The following is a 19,145-nucleotide window of genomic DNA, read 5'->3' as shown; positions in this document are numbered from 1 at the left end:
GATCCACTCCGACCGGGACGCCGAGATCACCTGCACCCGATCATGATCCCCGATCCGTCCAGACGACCCGTCACCGAGTTACGTGACAGCCCTTAATCGGCCAAGGAGGCGATCACGGCGGCCTGTCGCCGGGCAACCGGGTGGAGGCGGTGCACGTCGCCCACCCCGACGAGCACTCCGGTGACCTACTGCGCGCCCGTGCTCCTGAGCCGGAACCACAAGTGCTTCGCTGGCCACGCCGTGACGATCGGCCACAGCAGCACCACGGCACTCGCCGGAGCCATCGGTGAACAGGCCGATGCCTCCCGCAGCGATCCCGACGCGGGCCTCGTCCCGATCCTCGACGCCTCTCCACCCTCCCGCACGACCGCCGTCAACATGCGGCGGTGATCCGCAAAGACCGCATACAGGTGCGATCCGAGACGTTGTGCGAGCACGATGCTGGACACGTGGACGACCTCGGCTACCCGCTCCTGATCATCACCTCGTTCCTGGCCACCGCCCTCGCAATCCGAGCGGTGCAGACTCCCCCCGGTCAGGACGACGACACGGACGAGGCGGACATCCGATGCCGGGACACCCGCCTCCTCGACAGCACCACCTGACAGGCCCACGACCGCCACACCTCGCGACGGTTCACAGGCCAACCGACAGCGGTGTCGTCAACCGCCGACGTGGATGCCGGGGCGGCGGTCCGGATCGGGTTCGTTGGTGCGGATGATCTCCCGCACCACCGGCGCGGTGTCACCGCGGCCCAGCAGCAGGTAGCGGAACAGGTGGCCCAGGGGGTTGCCCTCGCTCCAGGCGAAGTGGCAGTGCGGGCGCAGGCCGGTGGTGTCGCGCAGGGCGAGCAGAACGGCGGCGATGGCGTTGGGGGCCGCGGGGCTCTGCGCCCGCAGGATGCGGTGTCCGCCCACCTCCACACCGCAGACCTTGAGCACGTCGCTGAAGTCCGACGGGTCGACCACGTCGATCTCCAGGAACAACACGTCGGCCTGGCCGGGCACCGGGTTCGCGCCGCGCTGCTCGACCTCCTTGTCCGCGTACTCCGCGGCGTCCCCGGCCTGTCGCCGGTTGGCGATGAGGGTCAGCTCACCGTCATGGGCGATGGAGTCGGTGACGAACCGGCGCGCAGCCTCGTCGAACTCGATGTGGTCGACGCGCAGTTCGGTGGTGCGGCTGATCCGCGAGACGAGGGAGACGGCGATGATGCCGACGATGAAGAAGAACGAGATGGTGATGCCGTCGGGCTTCTCGATCACGTTCTCCACCAGGGCGTAGAGCATGATCAGCGTCAGCACGGTGAAGGCGATCGCCGCACGCCTGCGTCGGGCACGGGCGGCGGACAGGGTCACCGCGGCCGAGGCGGAGACCATCATGGCCAGGATGCCGGTGGCATAGGCGCCGGCCTGGGCGTTGACGTCGGCCTGGAAGATCACCGTGATCAGGATGCAGATGGCGGTGTAGACCAGCACGACCGGGCGCACCGCGCGCGACCACTCCGGCGCCATGCCGTACGAGGGCAGGTAGCGCGGCACGATGTTGATCAGCCCGGCCATCGCCGAGGCACCGGCGAACCACAGGATCAGGATGCTGCTGATGTCGTAGGCGGTGCCGACCCACTCCCCCAGCAGTTCGTGCGCCAGGTAGGCCAGGGCACGGCCGTTGGCCTCCCCGCCGGGCTGGAACTCCTCCACCGGCACCAGCACCGTGGTCACGAAGCTCGTCGCGATCAGGTACACCGACATGATCACCGCGGCGGCGGTGAGCAGCTTGCGGGTGTTGCGGATGCGGTCTTCCAGCCGCTCGGCCTCGGTGCGGCCGTCCGAGGCGACCAACGGCATCATGCTCACCCCGGTCTCGAACCCGGACAGCCCCAGCACCAGCAGCGGGAACGCCAGGACAGCCGGCCCGATGACGCCGAGCAGTCCCCCGCCGCCGGAGGTCAGGGCATCCAGCCACCGGTCCAGCGCGACCGGCTCGGAGATCACCTCCAGCACGCCCGCGACCACGATCACGGCGTTGAGCAGCAGGAACACCGCCACCAGGGGGATGGCCACGCCGACGGCCTCGCTGAACCCGAGCAGGAACACCCCACCGAGGATCACCAGCAGCACGACCGTGACCGCGACCTCGTGACCGTGCAGGAATTCCGGTACGCGCGGGTTCTCCAGGGCGTGCACCGACGCGTCGGCCGCCGACAGGGTGATCGTGATGATCCACGACGTGGCGACGAACCCGAGCAGGACCAGCACGAACAGCTTGCCCCGCCAGAACGGCAGCAGGTCCTCCAGCATCGCCACCGAGCCCTGCCCGTGCGGCGACTCCCGTGCCACCCGCCGGTACATCGGCAACATCCCGAACAGCGTCAACGCCACGATCAGCAACGTCGCCAGCGGCGAGATCGCGCCCGCCGCCAACGCCGCGATACCGGGCAGGTAGGACAGGGTGGAGAAGTAGTCCACCCCGGTCAGGCACATCACCTTCCACCAGGTGTGGGGCTTGGCGTGCTGCTCGGCACTGGCCGGCCCCACCGGCTGCACCCGGTGCTCCAGCAACCACCGCCCCAACCGGGACGACGGCGCGGACGGTCGAACCGGACTGTCCACCCGGTCGGGGACAGCGAACTCCGGCGTGTCGGACATGCAGGGTCTCCTGTTGTGATCACTTCGTCGGGCACAGCATGCGACCACCGCGCGGCGGGTGCACGGCGACGGACCGGACAGCGCAGGGCGTCCGGCTCGTCTGCACAGCGGCAGTCAACTTCCCTCCGGATGCCGGCGACGTGAAAACGGGCGTTGTCCCGCGTAAAGATCGCGCAAAAACGACTTCCACCGATCCGGTGTCCGGGATGCGCGTTGGTTCCGGTTTGCCCGGATTGGCGAACCGGAAGAGCGCGACATGTACCCCACGGGGTTCTCAGCCGGAACGCCGTGAGGCGACCTGTTTGCCATTGCCCAGGACGGGTTGACCCGTGAAGCAAGAGTTGCCCCCCGACCGACGTCGAACAGCTCCACCTCGACGCCGCCCTCGGGGTCGCCGCCTTCCCTCCTGTCCGACCTGCCCCGTCACCGCGCAGATCCGCCTCGGCGTGGGCGCCGAATCGACTCAAGGTGACGACGCGCCCTGCCGCACGGCCGGCAACCACGCCACTTCCGGGACGGCAGCGCGGTAGGCCCCTGGGATCGCCGGACGGCCACCGAGACCACCGATCGATGCGCGCGGTCGTACGCGGTCGAACCACGCCGCCGTGCTGACACCGTGCCAAGGACGGTGTCAGCACGATGACCGTTCCGTGTCAGGTCGGAAGCCGACCCTCGACACCGTGATCACCTCTCGCCATCCCGTGGGACTTGCGCCACCAGAGCTAGTCAGCTTTACTAGGTACCAGTAGTCATCATCACTAAGTAGTAGTCGGAAGGGGGTGTTCCATGGGCAAACAGGTGACCGAGATGCTCAAGGGCGTGCTGGACGGCATCGTCCTGGCGATCCTGGCCGGCCGGCCCGCCTACGGCTACGAGATCACCGCGTGGCTGCGCGACCAGGGCTTCTCCGACATCGCCGAAGGAACCGTCTACGCCCTGCTCATCAGGATCGAGCAGCGCGGCCTGGTCGACGTGGAGAAGGTCCCGTCCGAGAAGGGACCGCCGCGCAAGGTCTACTCCCTCAACGACCAGGGACGGCAACACCTCGAAGAGTTCTGGAGGACCTGGAGCTTCCTCGCGGAACGACTGGACAAGCTCCGCGAAGGGGATGCCCGACCATGAACATCGCAGAACTCGCCTCGAAGGTCATCGGCGACAAGCGCCGCTGGCGGGCCTACAAGGCGCGCACGAAACAGTTGCCCGAGAACTACCGCACAGCGGTCGACGCGCTGGAACGGTACCTGATGTATTTCGGGTCGGCGGACGGTGACGGCGCTGCCTCGATGTTCGAGGACCTGGCCGACCTGTTCGAACGCGCCGCGGCGGACGGAACGCCCATCCGCGCCATCGTCGGGGAAGACCCCGTGGAGTTCGTCGAGGCGTTCCTCCAGAACTACACCAAGGGCAGCTGGATCACCCGGGAGCGGGAACGGCTGGCCAACGCCATCAAGAAGGCCGAAGACGCATCCGGGGAGACCTCGTCGTGACCACCCTACCGACCACCGGACCTGTGATCCGCGTGCAGGGCCTCAGGAAGTCCTACAAAGCGCTGGAGGTGCTGCGCGGCGTGGACTTCGACGTGGCGCGCGGCAGCATCTTCGCCCTGCTCGGCTCCAACGGCGCCGGCAAGACCACGGCCGTGAAGATCCTTTCCACGCTGCTCAAAGCCGACGCGGGCACGGTGAGCGTCAACGGCTTCGACGTCACCACGCAGGCCGCGGACGTACGCGAGTCCATCAGCCTCACCGGCCAGTTCGCCGCCGTCGACGAAATCCTCAGCGGGCGCGAAAACCTCGTGCTCGTCGCCCGACTCCGGCACCTCAAGAACCCCGGCACGATCGCCGACGACCTGCTCGCCCGCTTCTCGCTGACCGACGCGGGCTCGCGGAAGGTGTCGACCTATTCCGGTGGCATGCGCCGCCGCCTCGACATCGCGATGAGCCTCGTCGGGAACCCGCCGGTGATCTTCCTCGACGAGCCGACCACCGGGCTGGATCCGCAGGGGCGCATCGAGGTGTGGCAGGCGGTCAAGGAACTCGCCGCGCAGGGCACGACGGTGCTGCTCACCACGCAGTACCTGGACGAAGCCGAACAGCTCGCAGACCGGATCGCGATCCTGCACGAGGGCCGGATCATCGTGAACGACACCCTCGCCGAACTGAAGAAGCTGCTCCCGCCCGCCGAGGTCGAGTACGTCGAGAAGCAGCCGACCCTGGAAGACGTCTTCCTCGCGCTCGTCGGCGACAAGAAGTAAGGAGCCATGATGGCCAAGCACTTCCTCGGCGACACCGGCGTCCTGTTGGGACGATCACTGCGCCACATCACCCGCAGCCCGGACACCATCATCACCACCGCGATCATGCCGATCGCCATGATGCTGATGTTCGTCTACGTCTTCGGCGGCGCGATCGACACCGGCTCGGACTCGTACGTGCAGTACATGCTGCCCGGCATCCTGCTCATCACGGTCGCCTCGGGCATCTCCTACACGGCGTTCCGGCTCTTCCTGGACATGAAGGGCGGCATCTTCGAACGATTCCAGTCCATGCCCATCGCCCGGTCCTCAGTGCTGTGGGCGCACGTCGTCACGTCGCTGGTGGCCAACCTGATCTCGCTCGTGGTCGTCCTGCTCGTCGCACTGCTGATGGGCTTCCGCACGAGCGCGGGAGTGGCGCAGTGGCTCGCGGTCGCGGGCATCCTGTTCCTGTTCACCCTCGCACTGACCTGGCTGGCCGTCATTCCCGGCCTCACCGCGAAATCCGTCGACGGCGCGAGCGCGTTCTCCTACCCGCTCATCTTCCTGCCGTTCCTCAGCTCCGCGTTCGTGCCGACGGACACCATGCCCGGCCCGGTGCGCGCCTTCGCCGAGAACCAGCCGGTGACCTCCATCGTCAACACCATCCGCGGCCTGTTCACCGAACAGCCTGTGGGCACCGACATCTGGATCGCCCTCGCCTGGTGCGTCGGCATCCTCATCGTCGCCTACGTCTTGGCCACGATCACCTACCGCCGCAGGATCTCCTAGTTCCGCCCGCCTCCGGCGGATCGGCGACATCCGCATCGGACGCCGTTCACCGCGGACGCGCACCCCTGGAAAGGATCACAACATGGCAAGCACGACAAGCCCCGGTGTCGAGGACGGCTGGGGCAAGGTCGCCGACGTCTTCCGGGCGAACTTCGAGGGCAACCCCGGCGAGGTCGGCGCGGCGTGCTGCGTGTACGTCGACGGCCGTCCCGTCGTCGACCTGTGGGACGGCCTCGCTGACCGCGAGGCGAACCGCCCCTGGACCGGGGACACCATCGCCCAGGTCGCGTCCACGACAAAGGGCGCCACCGCGATCTGCGCCCACCTGCTGGTCCAGCGCGGTCAGCTCGACCTCGACGCCCCGGTCACCCGGTACTGGCCGGAGTTCGGCGCCGCGGGCAAGGACCGCATCCCCGTGCGCTGGCTGCTGTCCCACCAGGCCGGTCTGCCGATCGTCGACGGCCCGCTGACGTTCGAGCAGGCCTGCTCCTGGGACCCGGTCATCCGCGCGCTCGAAGCGCAGAAGCCGCTGTGGGAACCGGGCACCGAACACGTCTACCACGCCGTCACCTACGGATTCCTGGTCGGCGAGGTCGTGCGCCGGATCACCGGCAAGTCACTGGGCACCTTCTTCGCCGAGGAGGTGGCCGCCCCGCTCGGGCTGAGCGCCTGGATCGGGCTGCCCGAGGAACACGAGCCGCGGGTGGCCCACTTCGAGGACGCCGCGCCGTTCACCCTGGAGGAACTGCTCGCCGGGATGATCGCGACGACCGGCCTCGACGCGGACACCGTCACCGCGTGGGTCCAGTCGATGTGGAGCCCGGACGCCGTCCAGATGCGTGCCGGTGTGCTCGGCGGCGCCATGGACCCCGCGACCGGGTACTTCCGGACCCGTGAGTGGCGCGCGGCGGAGTTCCCGGCCGCGAACATGGTCTCCGACGCGCGATCGCTGGCGCGGATGTACGCCGCCACGGTCAGCGAGGTCGACGGCGTGCGACTGCTCGACCCGGCGACGGTGGAGGCGATGACGGCCGTCCAGACCGACAAGACCCGGATGTACGGGCTGCCGCCGGGCCTGGAGATCCCCGCCGAACGCTCCTTCAACATGTCGCTCGGCTTCTGGCGAGCCTGCCCACCGATGCCGATGGTCGGGCCGGGCTCATTCGGCCACCCGGGCTCCGGCGGGTCGACGGCCTTCGGCGACCCCGACGCCCGGGTCGGTTTCGGCTACGTCACCAACCTCTGGAACTACCGCCCCGACGACCCACGCGCGGCGAACCTGGCCGAAGCAGTTCGATCCTGCCTCCGGTGACGAAGGACCCCGCATCACACGACTGCGGGCGGTGCGTGACCTGACGATCGACCTGCCGTCCCGGCGCCGGAGTGGTCGCTGTTCGTCAAACCGTGTCCCCGCCTCCTGGTGAAGGCGGGGACACGGCGGTGGCAGTGCGTGATCTGTCGGAGCACCCACTGCCGGTCCGAGAGGGTTACTTCGACGGTGCGATCAGCCCGGAGCCGCCCGCCCGCGCGGCGTCGAAGCGGCGGGTCACGTCGGCCCAGTTCACCAGCGACCACAGCTTCTGCACGTAGTCCGGTCGCACGTTGCGGTACTGCAGGTAGTAGGCGTGCTCCCACGCGTCGAACACCAGAACCGGGGTCGTGTTCATGCCGACGTTGCCGTGGTGGTCGTACACCTGCTCGACGACCAGGCGCCGGGACAGCGGCTCCCAGGCGAGCACGCCCCAGCCCGAGCCCTGCACCAGGGTGGTCGCGGCCGAGAGCTGCTTGGCGAAGGCGTCGAACGAGCCGAAGTGCTCGTCGATGGCCGCGGCCAGCTCGCCGTCGGGCCGGTCGCCGCCGTCCGGGCTCAGGTTGTCCCAGAACATCGTGTGCAGCACGTGCCCCGACAGGTTGAACGCGAAGGTCTTCTCCAGGCCGACGATGCCGGAGAAGTCGTCCTTCTCGCGGATCTCGGCCAACCGCTCCAGAGTGTCGTTCGCGCCCTTGACGTAAGCGGCGTGGTGCTTGCTGTGGTGCAGCTCCAGGATCTCCCCGGTGATCGCGGGTTCGAGCGCCGCGTAGTCGTAGGGCAGGTCCGGCAGCACGTACTGGCTCATGAGACGCTCCTGGAACTTCGCGAAAACTTATTGCCACTCTGTAGCAAGAACAACTCTCTGGCAACTGCGTCACGCGTCGAAGTCGGTGGACGGGGGCTCTCGCTCGCATCGCGTCGCCACCAGCGGGCCGCCCTCACCGATGGCCAACGCCGCGTCGTCGGACGTTGGCCGCCCTTGTGAACTCGCCGATCCGGCCACAGCCGATCATGATCGTCACCGCCGCACCACCACCATCGTGTGCCCACGTCGTCGAGGTTGACGACACGCTTCCTTCATCACCCGCACACCTCAGCCCTTTCGGAGTTCCACACGTCGACAGTTCCTCGACGTCCGACTCCACACCTGCGCACCACCAGCAACCTGATGTACCGACCCTGGGAACGGGTCGAACCGTTTCCGCAGTTCAAGGCACCTCGCCCGTCGTACTTCTTGGTGACGTGGACATCCGGTCGGCATCAGGAGCGCATTAAGGCGTCACCCGGTCGAGTGGTGCGCGCGTGCGCGTGCGGCATGATCGGCGTTATGGCGATCCCCGCAGGCGGTGGCTCCGACATGGCGGCGGCGACCACGCCCGACGCGGTGGTGGCCTGCGGCGTCTACGTCGACGGTGTCCGGCTGCCCGGTGACTGGACACCGGGGGACGCGGTCGCTGAGGTCCGCACCCGCGGTGTGGGGTTCGTCTGGGTCGGCCTCTACGCGCCCGACGAGGACCGTATCCGCGACGTGGCCGAGGCGTTCGGGCTGCACGAACTGGCCGTGGAGGACGCGGTACACGCCCACCAGCGGCCCAAGCTGGAGCGTTACGAGGACAACCTGTTCATGGTGTTCAAGACGCTGCGTTATGTCGAGCACGAGTCGCCCACGACCGCCAACGAGATCGTCGAGTCCGGCGAGCTGGAGGTCTTCCTCGGGCGTGACTACGTCGTGACGGTCCGCCACGGCAATCACTCCGCGCTGGGCAATCTGCGCACCGAACTGGAAGCCCAACCTGAGCGGCTGGCCACAGGACCTGCGGTGGTACTGCACGCCATCGCCGACCGCGTCGTGGACGGCTACCTCGACGTGGTCGAAGCATTCCAGGGCGACATCGACCTGGTCGAGGCCGCGGTCTTCGCCCCGCGCAGCGAAATCGGCATCGAACAGATGTACCTGGTCAAGCGGGAGCTGATGGAGCTGCGACGAGCGGTGATGCCCCTGGCCGGGCCACTGCGCAAGCTCAGCGAGGGCCACTGCGGGCCGCTGATCCCCGAGACGGTGCGCTCCTACTTCCGCGACGTCGACGACCACCTCACCACCGTGACCGAGCGCGTCACCGGATTCGACGAGCTGCTCACCACCCTCATCGACGCCACGCTGGCAAAGGTGTCGCTGCAGCAGAACAACGACATGCGCAGGATCTCCGCCTGGGTCGCGATCATCGCCGTGCCCACCATGGTCTTCGGCACCTACGGCATGAACTTCGACCAGATGCCCGAACTACGCTGGAAGTACGGCTATCCGCTGATCCTGTCCATCACCCTGGCCGCATGCCTGGTGCTGTACCGGCTGTTCAAGCGCAACCGATGGCTGTGACCGGCGCAGGAGGCTTGCCATGCTGACCAGACCCACGTTCTGGGTGGTGCTGTTCCTGCTCGCCTGGATCACACTGATCATCGTGCAGATCTCCCTCGGCATGGGTGCGGCTCCCGACGGAAGATGAAGGCGTCAAACCCACTCATCAACCAGCACCTTCCGCCACCCCTGGCCCGCGGCACGAGGTCGATCCGACCGCAGAGGGTGGACTTGAGCGCGTTGGACGGCAGGTGCAACACGACCTTGCCCACATGTCGTGGTCGACCAACACGCCCACGACATTCGCGAACTCCGTCCGCAGTTCCAGGCCGGCACACCGGACCCCAGGCGCGAAGGACGCGACGATCGTCAGAGCCCTCACCGTCGCCCCGTGTCCGCCGGTGGACCCCAGGACCATCGCTCGTGTCGCGGTGGAAGAATCGCGTGGTGTCCGCTCCAACCACTGACATCGAGAAAGCGGCTGGTGTCCTGCGTGACGGCGGCCTGGTGGCCGTGCCGACCGAGACCGTCTACGGTCTCGGCGCGAACGCCGAGGACCCCACTGCCGTCAAGCGCGTCTTCCAGGTCAAGGGACGCCCGCCATCCCATCCGCTGATCGTCCACATCGGCGGTGCGGAGCACCTCGACGACTGGGTCCAGGACGTTCCCCCCGCCGCGCGCCTGATCGCCGAACGGTTCTGGCCGGGGCCGCTGACCCTGGTCCTGCGGCGCGGTCGCCGGGTGCCGCTCGAAGCGACCGGTGGCCTGGACACGGTGGCCGTGCGCGTGCCCGACCATCCCGTCGCACTCGCGTTGCTGACGATCTTCGGCGGCGCGGTGGCGGCTCCGTCCGCCAACCGCTTCGGCTCGGTCAGCCCCACCACCGCCGACCACGTCCGGGCGGAGCTCGGTGACGCGGTCGACTTCGTCCTCGACGGCGGTCCCTGCCAGGTCGGCCTGGAGTCGACCATCGTCGACGCCACCGGCGACGTCCCCGCCATCCTCCGGCCGGGCGGCGTGACGCGCGAGGACCTCGAGACCGTGCTGGGACATCCGCTCCCGGTCCACTCGGCCAGCCAGGTCCGGGTGCCGGGCCAACACCCGTCCCACTACGCGCCACAGGCGCGAGTCGTCCTGGTCGAACCCGAGCACGTCCACGCCGAGGGCGAACGCGCCAGGGCGCGGGGTCACCGGGTCGGCATCCTGCTCCCGCCCTCCGCCGCGGACGCACCGGTGACAACGCACGCCGTGATCGCCGTCCCCGCTTCGATGCCCGCCTACGCGCGCGGGCTGTACGGCTACCTGCGCGAACTCGACCAGCAAGGGTGCGACCTCATCATCGCCTGCCTGCCGGCCGAGGACGGGCTGGGACTGGCGATCGCCAACCGCCTCCGCCGAGCCGCAGGACCCCGCCCCTCCCGATGACCGGGCACCGGACCTCTCGACTGCCCGCTGTGCCACCGGATCGTGCAGACCGGCCACTGGTCGACGATTGGCGGTCCGGCGGCGGTGGCGGCGTCGACCGTCGGCCGCATCAGGTCGCGGGTACGTGCTCCAAGCCACGGGCCGCGACGACGTGCGCGCTGCCGTCAGCCAGCCGGTAGCACAGGCCGACCACGGCGGTCCGGCCGGCGGCCACCCGGTCAGCCAGCAACCGCGACCGCTCCAGCAGCAGGTCGACGGTGCGGCTGACGTGCTCGGCCACGATCTCCCGGGGCTCCACGCGGCCCGCGGCCCGTGCCGCCAACACGCTGGGCGTGACGCGCTCGACGACGTCCCGGATGTAGCCGGCGGGCACCGCGCCTTCGTCCACCGCGGCGCACGCGGCATTGACCGCGCCGCAGGCGTCGTGGCCGAGGACCACCACCAACGGGCAGTCCAGGACCTCCGCCCCGTACTCGATGCTGCCCAGCACCTGCGCGTCCATCACGTGGCCCGCGGTGCGCACCACGAACAGGTCACCCAAGCCGCGATCAAAGATGATCTCGGCGGCCAGCCTGGAATCGGAACAGCCGAACAGCACGGCGAAGGGGCGTTGCGCCGGGGCGATCTCGGCGCGCCGCGCCGCGTCCTGGTTCGGGTGCTCCGGCGCGCCGGACACGAAACGCCGGTTGCCGGCCAGCAGCAACTCGAAAGCATCCCGGGGGGCCGTGGAGTGGATCTCGGGCATGTCCGGATTCTAGGTCAAGCCTTCACACCACCGCACCACATGATCATTTGATGCCGGAGCTTCTCGGCACCGTCGCCGATTCGCCGGGCTATCGTCAGAGGTTCAACCAGGTTGGCCCTGCTTACCGCGACGTTGCGCGCCGTCTTCGCCTTGTCCCTTGGGACGCGATCGTGCCGCAACGGAGTCCTCGAGGGTAGCTCGGTCCCACGTACGGCACTGATCAGCCCGACGCCATCGCTACCGCCCTCCTCGTTCGACACAACTCGCCGACGACCTGTTCCTGCGTAACACCGACGGCCTCGGGACGCCGACCACCAATCGAGGGCGCTCCGACACGGAGTCGGGACGACCCTGTGCACGAGGAGACCGGATCACCCGATCGTGTCGCAGTGCGTGTGGAGATGATGAAGGCAGCAACGACCCGCGTCCGGAGAGTTGGTGCCCTCCCTTGACACCGCTGACACGAATCGTGAACACAGCATTGACCGACGCTCTAAACCAGTACGGGACCGGTGTCGCGCCGGTATTGGAAAGCCGAGGGCTGCACTGGGAGATCGACTCACACGGCGGCCTGCGCGGCGTGGTGCCCGAACCATGCCCAGCGACAGAGATGCTGGAACGCCTGGTCAACTGGGCCGCCGTCCTCGACCTCTCCCTCGTGGAATCCGACCTGGGCACGCGGGGCGCGTTCGCCTACCAGGGTGTGATCGGAGATCGACTGGTCGAAATACGGGGAACGGTGAACTCCCGGTCTTTCGAACACGGTCTAGATGCGAGCCGATTCCCTCGGCGGAGCACTGGCCTCCACGTCCGAGTGATTCCGGACACGTGAGTGGCGGGCGACAGATGCCGGCTACGAACACGCGATTCAGGTGAGGCTTCCCGGCACACCAACCTCAAACTGCGCGACACCGCCCGCGACCTCTTGGCCGCCCACGAGCGCGGCGAATTCGAGGACGTACTGGCCCGGCACCGCATCCCCGGACCCGACGGAGTCCCGATGTGATCGGATCGATGGAGTGGCGGACGGTCGATTGTGCCGGCAACAGTAGGCACGTACTGTCGGTATCGGCGCGTCCTCACCGATCCGCCGCGGAGCGCCGATACGGGTTGAGCAGCAGCTCGGTTGCCGGTTCTCGTACGTTTCGACGAGAGGCACCCATGCTCGACACCATCGGGATCGCGACGGTCGACACCATCCGGCACCGTGACGTTCCCGTCGTGGTCGTGACCGGCGAGGTCGACTCGACCACTGTCGACCCCGTGCGGGTCCACCTGTTCGACCAGCTCGACCGCTGCCCGCAGGGTGTGGTGCTGGACCTGTCCGGCGTGGTCTTCATGGGCTCCACGGCCCTGCAACTGCTGGTCGAGTCCGCCGGACGCGCCGAGCACGCGGGCACGTCCCTCGCCGTCGTGGCGCAGCACCGCGCGGTGCTGATGCCGATGCGGATCACCGAACTGGACCGGGTGGTGGCCGTGCACGCCACGGTCGACCAGGCGGTCGCCGCGGTGCTGTCGCGCTGACCACCGGTCAACCGCCGGCGGACGGCGGTGCGGAGCAGGACACCTCCGCCCACACCGTCTTGCCCCGTTCGTGGAACTCGACGCTCCAAGCCGCGCTCAAGTACGCCACCAGCACCATCCCCCGGCCACGGTGCTCACCCAACCGCGACGTCCCCACCACCACCTCGCCGTGGGTCGCGTCGTCGACCTCGACCCGCACCGAGCACGGTCGCGACGACAGGTCCAGCCGCACCCGACGCGGCGCCTCGCCGTGGTCGTAGGCGTTGGCCACCAACTCGGTGACCACCAGCAGGCAATCGTCCACCTCGTCGTCGGTCAGGTCGGACAACACCCTCCGCGCCCAACCACGCACCCGCGTCAGCGGTGGCACCTCGTCGGCCAAGTCCATGGTCAGCGCGCTGGGACCGCTCGCGTCTTCCCTGAGCAGCGTCACAGCCCTCACACGCCTCTCCGCCAACGACGCCGAGCGGCACGAGGATACCCACCCGTACTGTTCGTCAACCATGCCGCGACGCGCGGTCATCACAGCTGCACGCGGTGTCGGGTGTTCTCCACCGGCCCGCGTCTCAAGCCCGCCCTGAGCCGTCATCGGTATCGTGACCTGCGGCGATCAGGTTCAGGAAGGCGTACACGGTGGTGCCGTGAGCGCTGGTGTGCGTGCGGACCAGATCGGCGAGCTAATTGACCAGGAGCAGCCCACGACCGCCCTCTTGCCCCGGCGCGGGCGGGCGGCGCCCGGCGAGGGGGTCTGCCAGGTGTCCGCTGTCCTCCACCGCGCAGATCACGTGGTCGTTGTCGCGCCAGATCCGCAACAGGCAACCGGCATCGGTGTGCCGGAGGCCGTTGGTGACCAGTTCGGTGGCGATCAGCTCGTCACCATCGTCTGTCCCTACGACACCCGCGCCCTAGACGACCGCGCACTGACCGACGCCCTGGCGACACACCCGACGGTGTGGGAGGCGGCCGGACATCGCGACAGCGACCACTACGACCCCCACGCGGTGGTCGATCGCTACAACCGACCACTGCGGACCGCCCCGGACGCCGCCGACCTCGTCATCGGGACCACCGCGGACATCCGCGACGTCCGTCGGCTCGTCACCGAACGAGCACGCCGATCGCTGCTGAACGCCGAGCGGACAGCCGACCTCGAACTCATCGCCACCGAGCTGGTGACCAACAGCCTCCGGCACACCGGCGCCGGATGTCGACTGCGGATCTGGCGCGACGGGGAACACCTGATCTGCTCGGTCGAGGACGACGGACGCCTGACCGACCCACTGGCCGGCCGCCGCCCACCCGAACCGGGACAGCGCGGCGGCCGCGGCCTCCTGCTGGTCAACCAACTCGCCGACCTCGTGCGCATCAACACCACCACCCGCGGCACCACCGTGACCGCGTTCCTGCGCGCAGACCGATAACCGACAGGGAACGGCCACCGCACAAAGCCCCACCACTGCGGTATACGTCCGCACAACCGGGGTAACTGGCGTAGTGCCGCGACGAGCGATCGCATGGCGGTAGGGGCGCTTCAAGCGGTCCGGGCCCTTGGCACGAAGCACCGACCAAGAAGCAGCCGGAACCCGAGGGGTCCTGCAGGAAGCCCCCATGCCGCCACCGCTGATCACGTCTACCGGTCGTCTCCGGCCGCAGTGTTCAGGTGAAGGATTCAGGTCAGTCGGACCTCGGCCCAGACGGCTTTCCGGTCGGCGTCACGCCGATGTCCCCAGTTGACCGACAGCCGGTTGACCATGAGCAGACCGCGACCGCGTTCGGGTGTGGCCAACCTGCCCAGGATCGGCAGCAGGCTCGGGCTGCCGTCGCCCACCTCGATCCGCACCAGATCACCGTCGGGCAACCGGTACACCCGCAACCGCCGCGGTGCTCCGGCATGCCGGTAGGCATTGCCGACCAACTGCGCGGCGACGACCTGAACGTCCACGAGCCGATCGTCGTCGATCCCGGCCACCATGCCGGCGACCAGTCCCATCAGGGCCGCGGTGGGTGGGCGGCTGACGGGAAGATCAAGATCGGTGCTCGTTCGCGGAAGATCGACAGTATTCACTGCACGCCCTCAATGCCTGTGGCCTCACAAGGCACAGATACAGCATCTTATACCCACTGTGACGAACTGAGAACATCGCGCCGTCGGTGACCGTTCGACGTCGGGCGGCCAGGGCACCGGCCGATCTGTCCGAGGACGAGATCGACGACTGCGTGCCTGTGGCCAACGAACCGGTCAGCAGCGCCTACGACCACGGAGACGGCCTTCGTATCGTGCGGCTCCGGCGCTCGGCGCAACGGCGCGTCGTCCGCATCGAGGTGGACGACGGCTCACCGGACGACCGGGCGGTCCGCCGCTCCGGACCTTGGCGCAACCGTGGCCGAGGTCTGGCCATCACCGACGAACCGGCCGCAACCGGGCATGACCCTGCGCCCAGGCAAGACGGTCAGAGCCGAATCGCACTGCGGTGCGTCCCACGTCCCACACTGACCCGAATCACGCGATCCTCACCCGTCGGCTAGCAGGCGGCGCAGCGCGGCGAGTGCCAGGTACAGGCGGGACTTCACCGTTCCCAGCGGCACACGCAGGTGTGCGGCCACGTCCCGCTGTGACATGTCGCCGAGGTAGGTCAGCAGGAGTACTTCGCTGTGCTCGGGCCGAAGTCGCCGCATCGCGTCGAGCACACGCGTGACGGTCATGATCAGCTCGACCTCTTCGGACGGGTCGGGCGCGGTCAACGCGCTTTCCCTGGCGGCGGTGATCGTGTCGCGCGCCCTGACCGACCACGTCGCGCGGGCGCGATCAATCGCACGACGGCGGGCCAGCATCATCAGCCAGCTCCGAGCGCTGCCTCGCGCGGCGTCGTACTTCGACGGGGCGCACAGCAGTTCCAGGAACACGTCCTGGGCAACCTCTTCGGCTTGGGCGCGATCGCCGACCACGGTGAACGCCATGCCCCGCACCGACGTGGCGTACTGCCGGTACAACAGGGTGAAGGCGTCGTGATCTCCGGCGATGGCGCGGGTGAGCAGATCCTCCGCAGAACCGTGGTCCACACAAGGGTCTTCGAGAGCCACTTCGGTCCGGCTCGGTGTCAACCCAGGATGTTCGCCACGTTCTGTCGATCGGCTCCAAGTCGGACGTACAACTCCGCCCATGCCCGGTCGCTCTCGGTCGGTGATTTGCCGTCGCAGAACGGTTTGCGGCCGTTCGCCGTGTAGTAGCGAAGGAGCGGCATCACCTCGTCGGTGCGTCGGAGGTCCTCGTCGGTGTAGCGGGCGCCTGGCGTGTCCGCCTGGTGCGCGAGGCACGTCAGGTCAACCGCGCCCTCATTGTCGAACACGGGGCCGGGCTCCCGCTCGCTGGAACACCCGATCAGGACCGCGGCCAAGAGCACGGCGAGTCGACGCATCCGGTGCACCCCTATCCGAGAGCGGCCCGGACGGCGAGACCCAGGCCGACGACGAGTACCAGTGAGGCCGTGATGGCGGGCAGCGCGGTGAACCGGTCGCGGAAGCGCTCCACTGCGGCGAGGCGGTCCCGCAGCCGCACCATGAGCAGGCCGACGGCGGTGAGCGTGGCCGCCATCCCGAGGCCGTACCCCAGCACCAGCAGCACCCCGAACCAGGTCCGCCCCAGCGCTACGGCGCCCAGCAGCACCACGAGCGCCGACGGACTCGGCACCAGACCGCCGGCCACGCCCATGCCGACCAGCCCGGCGCGTCCAGCGTGGTGCCTGTGCCCATGCCCATGGCCGTGGCCGTGGCCGTGACCGTGACCAACCAAGACCGGTTCCCTCTGCCGCACGGCCGAACGCAGCAGCCACGCCCCGATCGCGGCGACGAGCAGCCCGCTGGTGACGCCCAGCCAGCGCAGCAAGGACTCCCCCGCCAAGGCGCTGGACGCGCTGATCACCAGCCCCAGCACGAGCACGCCCGCGGTGTGCGTGAGCGTGACGGTCGCCCCCACGACGATCGCGTCGCGCGTGGTTCCGTCGCGTCCGGCCAGGTACGCGGCGATGATCGTCTTGCCGTGGCCGGGCAGCGCCGCGTGGGAAGCCCCGAGCACGAGTGCCAGGAGCACCGCCAGCGCGCCGACCAGCGGAGTCAGGTCGCGGCTGCCCGCGAAGCCGGTGAACTCCTCCGTGGCCGCGGCCAGCAGGGAGGACCCGCCTGGGAGGGTGACCGGATCGGATCCGGTGAACGTGCCGGGTTCGACCCGCAGCGTCACCGAACGGACGTCCAGCGGGTCGGCGAGCAGGTCCTCCGGGTAGGCCCTCAGCTCGTCGGTCGTGCTCTTGCCGGACACGGGCGGGTCGAGCAGCGCGACGCCGTCGCCGGCGGCGGTCATCTCCCGCCATCCGAGGCGTCCTTCGTCGAGCGAGTCGCGAACGGTGACCGTCGCCGGTCGGTCCAGCGCTGCCGCGGCGCTGAGCATGCAGGTCAACCGGGTGGTGGGCAGACCCGCCTCGCCGGGAGGGAACTCGACCGCGCTGGAGGTCAGTCGCACCGCCAGCGCGTGCCCGTCGACCTCGACCGCGGTCGCACGGCTCCGCTCGGCGCACTTGCGCTCCGCGTACCCGGCCTGTTCGGTTGGACGTTCCTGCAGCGTCGGGATCTCCGCGATGTCCACCACGGCGCGCACCTCGACGCGGTCCGGGCGCACGGTGATGCCGTGGTAGTGGTTCACCGTGAAGTTGCCCAGCGGGTGCGCCACCGCTTGCACCGGCAGGCCCAGGAACGCGAACCCGAACACCAGCACCGCGAGTGCTTTCACCGCAGACCTGCCAGGGCGTCCCGCGCCTTCGCCGCGTCGGTGAAGGAGAAGTGCGGGTTGATCCGCAGTGCCTCGTCCAACGCCGCGGCGGCTTCGGCGGTGCGGCCGAGCGAGGCGAGGATCATCCCGCGGTGGAAGGCGAACCCGGCGTGCCGCCATCCCGACGCGGTCGCCCGCTCGGCGAGGGCGAGCGCTTCGGCGTGCCGTCCGTTGAGGTGCAGCGCCCAGGCCAGCGCGTCGGCCACGAGCGCGTGCTGCCTGCGGCCCCACTCGGCCTCGGCCAGGCGCAGTGCCTGGGCCGCGCGGCCCTGGTCGGCCGCGACGACCGATTCCGCGAGGTCGTCGGCCCCGCCGGCCGCGCGCAGCAGCTCGAACTGCCCGCTCAAGATCGTGGTCTGGGCCGCGGCTTCCTCGTGCCGGCCGTGCGCTCGCAGCAAGGTCGCGTACTCGTGCAGGTGGTGCGGTGCCGGCACGCGCCGCACGATGTCGGCGTACTCGGCCAGCGCCTCGTCCACGCGGCCCCGGGCGGCGGCCACCTTGGCCTTGCCTCGCAGGAGGGTCACGTCCTGCGGGTCGATCGACAGCCCTCGTTCGTAGTGTTCGGCGGCGAGGTCCGGATCGCCGTTGTCCCAGGCGAGTTCACCGAGGTGGTAGCGGCAGAAGACCGTGTCCGCCGGGGTGGACGCCGACTCCAGCGCGCGTTCGAGGGCGTGCGTGGCGGCGTCGACGTCACCCCGCTGCTCCAGGTCGTAGGCCGCCCTGGTGAACGACGCCACGCCCGGTTCGAGGTCCAGCATCCGCTGCACGGCCGCCGTCGCCTCGGCCGCGGCACCCAGTTGGGTCAGGGCGTCCGCCAGGACTCCGTAGACCTCCGCGGTGTCCGGCAGCACGGAACGCGCGCGTTCGGCGAAGTCGCGGGCGGCGCTGAAGTCGTGCCGGGCGTTGGCCAACGCGCCCAGACCCAGCAACGCCGGCCCGTTGTCGACCGGTTGGTGCTCCAGCGATGTGGTCAGCGCGCCCTGCGCCTTGGCGTAGTACGAGGGATCACCGGTGACGCGGGCCTGTTCCACGTAGCTGCTGCCGAGCAACGCCCAGGTGGCCGCGTCCCGCGGTGATCGGCGGAGCTTCTCCTGGGCGGCGGCGATGGTGCGCTGCACACCGCTGTGCGCGAGCGCGGCGCCGGGCCCCGGCGTCCCGTGCTCACCGCCTCGACGGGTCAACGCCGAAGCGGTCGACACGAGCAGCGCGGCACCGGCCACGATGGCCAGGACTGCGACGATGCGGCGACGAGTCATGCTGGTGGGGACCTCCGCGGCGGCCGTGGGGCGGGCCC

The 19,145-nt window shown here is 69.1% G+C and carries 20 protein-coding genes; 11 read left to right on the top strand and 9 right to left on the bottom strand.

All coding sequences use genetic code 11. The features are described 5' to 3' along the window. Positions 1–180 precede the first annotated feature (180 nt). Both B0I31_RS36080 and B0I31_RS36075 read left to right on the top strand, forming a co-directional pair. Positions 181–390 (top strand): hypothetical protein, encoded by a 210-nt coding sequence (locus tag B0I31_RS36080; protein WP_106619878.1) that lies wholly within the window; start codon positions 181–183, stop codon positions 388–390. Then, positions 387–605, top strand: coding sequence for a hypothetical protein (locus B0I31_RS36075; protein ID WP_106619877.1), 219 nt, complete (start codon positions 387–389; stop codon positions 603–605). Before B0I31_RS36080 ends, B0I31_RS36075 begins: the two co-directional genes overlap by 4 nt. A gap of 57 nt (positions 606–662) precedes the next feature. On the opposite strand, the gene B0I31_RS36070 is transcribed toward B0I31_RS36075, so the two are convergent. After that, entirely contained in the window at positions 663–2,645 is a 1,983-nt protein-coding gene (locus B0I31_RS36070; protein WP_106619876.1) for an APC family permease, read from the bottom strand. A 786-nt stretch (positions 2,646–3,431) separates the two neighbouring features. Here B0I31_RS36070 and B0I31_RS36065 point away from each other — a divergent pair. The 5 genes from B0I31_RS36065 to B0I31_RS36045 all read left to right on the top strand — a co-directional run bounded on the left by B0I31_RS36065 (position 3,432) and on the right by B0I31_RS36045 (position 6,982). Further along, positions 3,432–3,767 carry a PadR family transcriptional regulator gene (locus tag B0I31_RS36065; protein WP_106619875.1) on the top strand — a complete coding sequence of 112 codons (336 nt, stop codon included), beginning with the start codon at positions 3,432–3,434 and terminating at the stop codon, positions 3,765–3,767. After that, complete coding sequence (locus B0I31_RS36060; RefSeq protein ID WP_106619874.1) at positions 3,764–4,132, top strand: DUF1048 domain-containing protein; 369 nt, start codon at positions 3,764–3,766, stop codon at positions 4,130–4,132. Before B0I31_RS36065 ends, B0I31_RS36060 begins: the two co-directional genes overlap by 4 nt. After that, positions 4,129–4,899: an ABC transporter ATP-binding protein gene (locus B0I31_RS36055; RefSeq protein ID WP_106619873.1), complete on the top strand. Its 771-nt coding sequence runs from the start codon at positions 4,129–4,131 to the stop codon at positions 4,897–4,899. The genes B0I31_RS36060 and B0I31_RS36055 overlap by 4 nt, the downstream gene beginning before the upstream one ends. A gap of 9 nt (positions 4,900–4,908) precedes the next feature. Then, positions 4,909–5,670 carry an ABC transporter permease gene (locus B0I31_RS36050; RefSeq protein ID WP_106619872.1) on the top strand — a complete coding sequence of 254 codons (762 nt, stop codon included), beginning with the start codon at positions 4,909–4,911 and terminating at the stop codon, positions 5,668–5,670. Between the two features lie 82 nt (positions 5,671–5,752). After that, the gene (locus B0I31_RS36045; protein WP_106619871.1) at positions 5,753–6,982 is read left to right on the top strand and encodes a serine hydrolase domain-containing protein; all 1,230 of its coding nucleotides are present in this window, start codon (positions 5,753–5,755) and stop codon (positions 6,980–6,982) included. Between the two features lie 175 nt (positions 6,983–7,157). On the opposite strand, the gene B0I31_RS36040 is transcribed toward B0I31_RS36045, so the two are convergent. Beyond that, the gene (locus tag B0I31_RS36040) at positions 7,158–7,787 is read right to left on the bottom strand and encodes a superoxide dismutase (RefSeq protein ID WP_106619870.1); all 630 of its coding nucleotides are present in this window, start codon (positions 7,785–7,787) and stop codon (positions 7,158–7,160) included. Positions 7,788–8,309: 522 nt separating this feature from the next. On the opposite strand from B0I31_RS36040, the gene B0I31_RS36035 reads away from it, so the two are divergent. Together B0I31_RS36035 and B0I31_RS36030 are read left to right on the top strand one after the other, a co-directional pair. After that, complete coding sequence (locus B0I31_RS36035) at positions 8,310–9,359, top strand: magnesium and cobalt transport protein CorA (protein ID WP_245950686.1); 1,050 nt, start codon at positions 8,310–8,312, stop codon at positions 9,357–9,359. 426 nt (positions 9,360–9,785) lie between these two features. After that, a complete protein-coding gene (locus B0I31_RS36030) occupies positions 9,786–10,763 on the top strand; it encodes an L-threonylcarbamoyladenylate synthase (protein WP_106619887.1) in 978 nt (325 codons plus the stop codon). 109 nt (positions 10,764–10,872) lie between these two features. Here the strand turns inward: B0I31_RS36030 and B0I31_RS36025 are convergent, their stop codons facing one another. Then, positions 10,873–11,508: a carbonic anhydrase gene (locus B0I31_RS36025; RefSeq protein ID WP_106619869.1), complete on the bottom strand. Its 636-nt coding sequence runs from the start codon at positions 11,506–11,508 to the stop codon at positions 10,873–10,875. A 1,161-nt stretch (positions 11,509–12,669) separates the two neighbouring features. Between B0I31_RS36025 and B0I31_RS36020 the strand changes: the two genes are divergently transcribed. After that, on the top strand, positions 12,670–13,032 hold the full coding sequence (locus B0I31_RS36020) for an STAS domain-containing protein (protein ID WP_181320720.1): 363 nt from the start codon (positions 12,670–12,672) through the stop codon (positions 13,030–13,032). Positions 13,033–13,039: 7 nt separating this feature from the next. Here the strand turns inward: B0I31_RS36020 and B0I31_RS36015 are convergent, their stop codons facing one another. Beyond that, positions 13,040–13,474 (bottom strand): ATP-binding protein, encoded by a 435-nt coding sequence (locus tag B0I31_RS36015; protein ID WP_181320719.1) that lies wholly within the window; start codon positions 13,472–13,474, stop codon positions 13,040–13,042. Between the two features lie 199 nt (positions 13,475–13,673). Between B0I31_RS36015 and B0I31_RS42995 the strand changes: the two genes are divergently transcribed. Then, a complete protein-coding gene (locus tag B0I31_RS42995) occupies positions 13,674–14,453 on the top strand; it encodes an ATP-binding protein (RefSeq protein WP_425444466.1) in 780 nt (259 codons plus the stop codon). A gap of 248 nt (positions 14,454–14,701) precedes the next feature. On the opposite strand, the gene B0I31_RS36000 is transcribed toward B0I31_RS42995, so the two are convergent. From B0I31_RS36000 to B0I31_RS35980, 5 genes are all read right to left on the bottom strand, one after another. Then, the gene (locus B0I31_RS36000; protein WP_106619865.1) at positions 14,702–15,022 is read right to left on the bottom strand and encodes an ATP-binding protein; all 321 of its coding nucleotides are present in this window, start codon (positions 15,020–15,022) and stop codon (positions 14,702–14,704) included. 521 nt (positions 15,023–15,543) lie between these two features. Beyond that, complete coding sequence (locus B0I31_RS35995) at positions 15,544–16,092, bottom strand: sigma-70 family RNA polymerase sigma factor (RefSeq protein WP_181320718.1); 549 nt, start codon at positions 16,090–16,092, stop codon at positions 15,544–15,546. Between the two features lie 38 nt (positions 16,093–16,130). Then, positions 16,131–16,448, bottom strand: a complete 318-nt coding sequence (locus tag B0I31_RS35990) for a hypothetical protein (RefSeq protein WP_106619886.1) — start codon at positions 16,446–16,448, stop codon at positions 16,131–16,133. A gap of 11 nt (positions 16,449–16,459) precedes the next feature. Further along, positions 16,460–17,812, bottom strand: a complete 1,353-nt coding sequence (locus B0I31_RS35985) for a nickel/cobalt transporter (protein ID WP_181320722.1) — start codon at positions 17,810–17,812, stop codon at positions 16,460–16,462. Beyond that, positions 17,809–19,107, bottom strand: a complete 1,299-nt coding sequence (locus B0I31_RS35980) for a tetratricopeptide repeat protein (RefSeq protein ID WP_106619863.1) — start codon at positions 19,105–19,107, stop codon at positions 17,809–17,811. Before B0I31_RS35980 ends, B0I31_RS35985 begins: the two co-directional genes overlap by 4 nt. Positions 19,108–19,145: the final 38 nt, after the last annotated feature.

This window comes from Saccharothrix carnea (assembly GCF_003014735.1).
GTDB lineage: Bacteria > Actinomycetota > Actinomycetes > Mycobacteriales > Pseudonocardiaceae > Actinosynnema > Actinosynnema carneum.
This window is presented reverse-complemented; position numbering and strand designations above follow the sequence as displayed.

Bases quoted from the DNA above. Each gene is read 5' to 3' on its own strand.
- B0I31_RS36050 (WP_106619872.1), top strand. From the start codon at position 4,909: ATGGCCAAGCACTTCCTCGGCGACACCGGCGTCCTGTTGGGACGATCA.
- B0I31_RS36000 (WP_106619865.1), bottom strand. From the start codon at position 15,022: ATGGGACTGGTCGCCGGCATGGTGGCCGGGATCGACGACGATCGGCTC.
- B0I31_RS35980 (WP_106619863.1), bottom strand. From the start codon at position 19,107: ATGACTCGTCGCCGCATCGTCGCAGTCCTGGCCATCGTGGCCGGTGCC.
- B0I31_RS36065 (WP_106619875.1), top strand. From the start codon at position 3,432: ATGGGCAAACAGGTGACCGAGATGCTCAAGGGCGTGCTGGACGGCATC.
- B0I31_RS36070 (WP_106619876.1), bottom strand. From the start codon at position 2,645: ATGTCCGACACGCCGGAGTTCGCTGTCCCCGACCGGGTGGACAGTCCG.
- B0I31_RS36020 (WP_181320720.1), top strand. From the start codon at position 12,670: ATGCTCGACACCATCGGGATCGCGACGGTCGACACCATCCGGCACCGT.
- B0I31_RS36040 (WP_106619870.1), bottom strand. From the start codon at position 7,787: ATGAGCCAGTACGTGCTGCCGGACCTGCCCTACGACTACGCGGCGCTC.
- B0I31_RS36025 (WP_106619869.1), bottom strand. From the start codon at position 11,508: ATGCCCGAGATCCACTCCACGGCCCCCCGGGATGCTTTCGAGTTGCTG.
- B0I31_RS36060 (WP_106619874.1), top strand. From the start codon at position 3,764: ATGAACATCGCAGAACTCGCCTCGAAGGTCATCGGCGACAAGCGCCGC.
- B0I31_RS36045 (WP_106619871.1), top strand. From the start codon at position 5,753: ATGGCAAGCACGACAAGCCCCGGTGTCGAGGACGGCTGGGGCAAGGTC.
- B0I31_RS35990 (WP_106619886.1), bottom strand. From the start codon at position 16,448: ATGCGTCGACTCGCCGTGCTCTTGGCCGCGGTCCTGATCGGGTGTTCC.
- B0I31_RS36035 (WP_245950686.1), top strand. From the start codon at position 8,310: ATGGCGATCCCCGCAGGCGGTGGCTCCGACATGGCGGCGGCGACCACG.